Raw genomic sequence first — 5391 nt, forward strand, 5'->3', positions numbered from 1 at the left:
GTGAACACCCGAGGGGGTGTTCACAGCGTCCGCGCCGTTCACGCGTGAGCCGCTCGTCCCGCCGTCCGGCCGGGGCGCGAGCACCTGCTCCAGCGCCCCGGGCAGCAGCGCGGCCAGTCGCTCGTCGGAGCCGGCGCTCACCTCCAGCCAGACGGGGGAGCGGTCGTGGATCAGCAGCAGGACACAGCCGGCGTGGGTGAGGGCGGTGACCGGTCCGTCGGGGTGGCCGGCGAGCTGCTGCCAGACGCGTTCCCGCAGGGGGACCTCGGCGAGCTTGCCGTGCCGGCGCAGCCAGTGCTCGACCTCGGCGAGGGCGAACGAGGGGCTGGTCTCGGTGCCGCCGACCGGCTTGGGGAAATCGGCGTGCCGGCGGCGCCAGTTGCTGACGGCGGCGCGGCCGACCCCGGCCAGCCGCGCGATCCCGGCGGCGGTCACCTCTGTCGCGCTGTCCTGCATCCCGGCACCCCGCCCCCTTCTCCTGTGACCCGTGTGTGGCGACGAGCATACCGACGCACGCAAGATCCAAGCCTTCACACGCGTGTACACACCCACTCATGTGAACCATGTTGACTCGGTTCACAAGCTCTGTTCTTATTGACCCAGCGAACGAGTGATCGCCGCGGGGCGGTCGTCCTGTCCGGGAGGGGACACAGTCATGGGCATGAAGAGCAAGATCGCGCTGGGCGCCGTCGTGGGGATCGTCGTCATCGGTACCGTCTCGGCGAACTCCGGTGACACGGACGGCGGATCCGACGGCAAGGGCTCCTCGGCGTCCGCGGAGCAGCGGTCCGGCGGCGCGAGGTCGGACGGCGGGTCCGACGCGAAGCCCGCCGACGACGAGGGCGTCGAGAAGGCGTCCCGGGCCGAGCAGTTCAAGGCGTTCGTGCAGAAGAACGGGACGGCCCAGGAGAAGGAGGCCGTCTCGCACGTCACCAAGGTCCAGGGCGCCGACGAGCAGAACGACATCCTGGACACCGCCGACGTCCACACCGACTTCACCGGCGGCATCACGGGTGAGGGCATGGGCCCCGCCAAGCTCATCGCCTCCGCGTTCGCCGACTGGAAGCAGAGCGAGAACGGCCTCGTCACCGTCTACGACGCCGACGGCGAGCTGCTCGGCAACGGCAACTTCTGATCCGTGCCCACCGTCCGTTCACCGAGACCCCCGAGGAAACCCACCATGCGTCGCACCGCACTCGCCGCCCTCTGCCTCGCCGCCGCGGCCACCGCCGGTCTCACCGGCTGTGGCGGCGAGGGCAGGGCGGACAGCGCATCGAGCGATTCGGCCGGGCAGAGCGCGGCCAAGGAGCGGAAGAGCTCCCCGAAGCCGAAGGAGGAACCCTTCGCCGGGCTGACCGGCGGCGAGATCGCGGAGCGGGCCCTGAAGGCCACGACCGGCGCCTCGTCCCTGCGGATGAAGGGCGACGTCCCCGACGAGGAGACCGGCGGCACCATCCACCTCGACATGGCCCTGGACAAGCAGGGCGACTGCGCCGGAACCATGGGCGTGGACGACCAGGGCGAGGCCGAGCTGATCAAGACCGGCGACACCCTCTACATGAAGTACGACGAGGCGTTCCTGCGGGCCCAGAGCGAGGGCGAGCCCGAGGCCGACGTGGACGCCGCCGTGGCCCTGCTGGCCGGCAAGTGGACCAAGACGTCCGCGAAGGGCGCGGACGCCGAGGACATCGCCGGCTTCTGCGACCTCGACACGGTGCTCGGGGGCCTGGAGGACGGCCGGTCGGAGGCGACCCGGGGGAAGACGACGACCGTCGACGGCACGCCCGCGATCACGCTGGAGGAGCGGGAGGGCGAGGACCGCTTCACCGTCCACGTCGCCACGAAGGGCGAGCCGTATCTGCTGCGGATCGACAGCACGTCCGCCGCGGACCCGGGTTCGGTCTCCTTCACCGACTACGACGAGCCGGTCCCGGCCCACAAGCCCGCCGGCGACGTCCTGGACCTGGACTCCCTGGGCTGACCCGCCCGCGGGGCACTCCTGCCGGGGTGCTCACAAGGAGTGCCGCATCCACACGTTGGGCTCGACGTACACCGCGTATCCGCGCGCCGGCTCGCAGCGCACCGGCACCAGCGCCCCGGGCACCTCGACGTCGCCCTCGGTGTCGAAGGGGAGGCCCGTCCAGCGGCGCCACTCCTCCAGCGCGGCGGACACGGTCATGGACGCCGGTGCCACGGACGCGAGGGTGGCACCGGCCCGGGCGTGGACGCGCAGCCACGGGTCCTGCGGCAGCCCGTCGGGGCGCACCCGGCGGGCGTACTCCTCGATGGGGGTGTGCGGCTCCAGGTGCTTGGCGCTGGGGCGGACGGGGGCGACGACCTCGCGAAAGCCGCGCAGGCGGGCGTTGTCGCGCATCGCGGAGAGCATCAGCGCGGACAGTCCGCGGCCCTGGGCGTGCGGGGCGACGGAGACCGAGATCGCGCTGACGGTGTCGGGACGGACACCGCGGCGCAGATCCGAGAAGGCCCACATGAGGACCCTGTCCCAGCCCTGTGCGGGCAGTTCGCCGCGGCCCGGGGCGTCGAGGGCGAACGGCACGCTGTGGGCGGTGGCGACGACCTCGCCCCGCTCGTCCTCGGCGAACAGCACGTACTCGGGCAGTTCGGCGGCGATGCGCGGGAAGTACGCGGTGCCCACGAGGTCCTCGATCACGAACTGCGGCCAGGTGTCCGCCATCTCGCTCACCGGCTGCGCCATGGGGGGACGGTCCGCGAGGTTGGATATCTTGACGTCCATGGCGTCACCGTAGGCGTGAGCCCGGGCGCGGGAAACCGGGTTTCGCGGCTCGGCCGGAGCCCGGTCTCCACTCGGCCACCGCTCAACCGCCGCACTGCGTCAGCATCATCCGCTTGTCGTCCGGCGTCACCGGCATCTCGTACTTGACGGCGACCTGGGCGAAGCGGACCGCGTACGCGCACCGCACGGACCTGTTCGGCGGGAGCCAGGCCGCCGGGCCGGAGTCCCCCTTGGCCGAGTTGGCGGGGCCGTCGACCGGGATCAGGTTGAGGACGTCGTTCGCCAGCTGCTCCCGCTTGTCCTCGGACCAGCGGGAGGCGCCCATCTGCCAGCTGTAGGAGAGCGGCACGACGTGGTCGATCTGCACCTCGGCGGCCTGCTGTTTGCGCCACTCGATGGTCTTGCCGGTGTAGGGGTCGGCCAGGGTCATGGCGATGACCACGCAGTCGGAGCCGGACCGGAAGCGGAGGTCCTGGCCGTCGCGCCGGAGCAGGTCGTTGCGGGTGTCGCAGCCGTTGCGGGCCAGCGGGACTCCGTCGGCCGTGTCCATCCACGCGTACCCGAAGTCCTCCCGGTCGTAGCCCGTCTTCGGCCCGCGTCCCTTCGTCGGCACCGTTTCGATGAGCTCGCGGGCCGCCGCCCTGTCGGTCTCGCCCGTCACGGGCGCGAGGCCCGGCTTCGTCCCGTCCGGGTTGTCCAGCGGGCTGGCCGCCCGCCCGCCCGCGGCGGCGCCTCCGCTCTCGTCGCCGGCCGGGGAACCCCCGTCCCGGCCCCCCGCACAGCCGGCGAGCAGCACGACGGCGGCGCACACCACCGGCCCGGTGCGCCGGGCCACCCGGCCCCACCTCCTGTACCGCGCCACGGCGACCTCCCTCGTTCCCCTGTTCCCTGCCCTCGCACGGGCCGGGCGATGCCCGGTGATGTCCGGTCCACCGTAACGAGCGAAAGGTCCAGACCACATGGGGGTCAAAGGGGCATTCCTCATCTGTCGCGCGTATCGTCGATTCTGAGTCACCACCCGAAGGAGCTCTGCATGGGTATCTTCGACAAGCTCAAGGGCAACAAGACGGCACGTGAGAAGGCCAAGCAGGCCTCGGACACCGCCGAGAAGAAGGCCAACGAGAGGACCGGCGGCAAGTACGAGCAGCAGGTCGACACCGGGCAGCAGCAGGCCGAGCGCCGTCTCGGCATGGACCGCGACCGCCCCGACCAGCCCTAGTCGACCCGAGGTCACGCCGGACCGCCCTCATCACAGAAGCCGTCCACGGCAACGTCTCCCGTGGACGGCTTCACGCGTTTTCCCGCGCCCTCCTCGGTGCCGCCCTACGACCCCAGGACCGACGTCAGGAACTCCCCGACCCAGCCGAGCAGCTCGCGCCCGACCAGCGGCTTGCCGCCCACCTTCGCGGTCTTGGGGCGCGGCACCAGCACCTGGTGGGCGGCCGCCTTGATGACCGTGCCGGGGTAGAGGCGCTTGAGGCGCAGCTCCTGGGACTCGCGCAACTCCACCGGGGCGAAGCGGATGTTGTTGCCCTGGAGGACGATCTCGCCGACGCCGCACGCGCGGGCGAGCATGCGCAGCCCCGCCACCAGCAGCAGGTTCTCCACCGGCTCGGGCAACTTGCCGTAGCGGTCGACGAGTTCCTCGCGCACGGACTTGACGTCCTCCTCCGAGTTGGCGGAGGCGATCGCCCGGTACGCCTGCAACCGGAGCCGCTCGCCGGGCGCGTAGTCGTGCGGGACGTGCGCGTCGACGGGCAGCTCGATCTTGACCTCGAGCGGCGGCTCCTCCTCGATCTCCCCGGTCTCCAGCTGCCGCCGGTAGTCCGCGACCGCCTCGCCGACCATGCGCACGTACAGGTCGAAGCCGACGCCCGCGATGTGCCCGGACTGCTCACCGCCGAGCAGGTTGCCCGCGCCGCGGATCTCCAGGTCCTTCATCGCCACGTACATGCCCGCGCCCATCTCGGTGTGCTGGGCGATGGTCGCCAGGCGCTCGTGCGCGGTCTCGGTCAGCGGCTTCTCCGGCGGGTACAGGAAGTAGGCGTACCCGCGCTCCCGGCCCCGGCCGACCCGGCCGCGCAGCTGGTGCAGCTGGCTGAGGCCGAAGGTGTCGCCGCGCTCGACGATCAGGGTGTTGGCGTTGGAGATGTCGATGCCGGACTCGACGATCGTCGTCGACACCAGCACGTCGAACTTCTTCTCCCAGAAGTCGACCACGACCTGCTCCAGCGCCGACTCCGACATCTGGCCGTGGGCGGTGGCGATGCGCGCCTCGGGGACGATCTCGCGCAGCCGGGCCGCCGCGCGGTCGATCGACTCGACCCGGTTGTGGATGTAGAAGACCTGGCCCTCGCGCAGCAGTTCGCGGCGGATGGCGGCGCCGATCTGCTTCTCCTCGTAGGGGCCGACGAAGGTGAGCACCGGGTGGCGCTCCTCCGGCGGGGTGGTGATCGTCGACATCTCGCGGATGCCGGTGACCGCCATCTCCAGGGTGCGCGGGATCGGGGTGGCGGACATGGTCAGCACGTCGACGTTGGCGCGCAGCTTCTTCAGCTGCTCCTTGTGCTCGACGCCGAAGCGCTGCTCCTCGTCGACGATGACCAGGCCCAGGTCCTTGAACTTCGTCTCGGAGG

General features: G+C 71.4%; 6 protein-coding genes and 1 pseudogene. 3 read left to right on the plus strand and 4 right to left on the minus strand.

The genetic code is table 11. From position 1 onward, the window contains the following. Positions 1 to 456 (minus strand): annotated as a pseudogene (locus RIM90_RS30255) (SAM-dependent methyltransferase); the annotation flags it as partial. A gap of 199 nt (positions 457 to 655) precedes the next feature. On the opposite strand from RIM90_RS30255, the gene RIM90_RS30260 reads away from it, so the two are divergent. Together RIM90_RS30260 and RIM90_RS30265 are read left to right on the plus strand one after the other, a co-directional pair. Next, complete coding sequence (locus RIM90_RS30260) at positions 656 to 1135, plus strand: hypothetical protein (protein WP_309063934.1); 480 nt, start codon at positions 656 to 658, stop codon at positions 1133 to 1135. A gap of 45 nt (positions 1136 to 1180) precedes the next feature. Then, on the plus strand, positions 1181 to 1981 hold the full coding sequence (locus RIM90_RS30265) for a hypothetical protein (protein ID WP_309063935.1): 801 nt from the start codon (positions 1181 to 1183) through the stop codon (positions 1979 to 1981). A gap of 30 nt (positions 1982 to 2011) precedes the next feature. On the opposite strand, the gene RIM90_RS30270 is transcribed toward RIM90_RS30265, so the two are convergent. Beyond that, positions 2012 to 2755, minus strand: coding sequence for an N-acetyltransferase (locus RIM90_RS30270; protein WP_309063936.1), 744 nt, complete (start codon positions 2753 to 2755; stop codon positions 2012 to 2014). An 82-nt stretch (positions 2756 to 2837) separates the two neighbouring features. Beyond that, positions 2838 to 3617: an HNH endonuclease family protein gene (locus RIM90_RS30275; RefSeq protein WP_309063937.1), complete on the minus strand. Its 780-nt coding sequence runs from the start codon at positions 3615 to 3617 to the stop codon at positions 2838 to 2840. Between the two features lie 171 nt (positions 3618 to 3788). Here RIM90_RS30275 and RIM90_RS30280 point away from each other — a divergent pair, with 171 nt between their 5' ends. Further along, positions 3789 to 3974: an antitoxin gene (locus RIM90_RS30280; protein ID WP_309063938.1), complete on the plus strand. Its 186-nt coding sequence runs from the start codon at positions 3789 to 3791 to the stop codon at positions 3972 to 3974. Positions 3975 to 4078: 104 nt separating this feature from the next. Here the strand turns inward: RIM90_RS30280 and RIM90_RS30285 are convergent. After that, the coding region (locus tag RIM90_RS30285) for a TRCF domain-containing protein (protein ID WP_309063939.1) at positions 4079 to 5391 on the minus strand (1313 nt) is incomplete at its 5' end.

This window comes from Streptomyces sp., from assembly GCF_031181555.1.
GTDB classification, from domain to species: Bacteria; Actinomycetota; Actinomycetes; order Streptomycetales; family Streptomycetaceae; genus Streptomyces; species Streptomyces fimbriatus.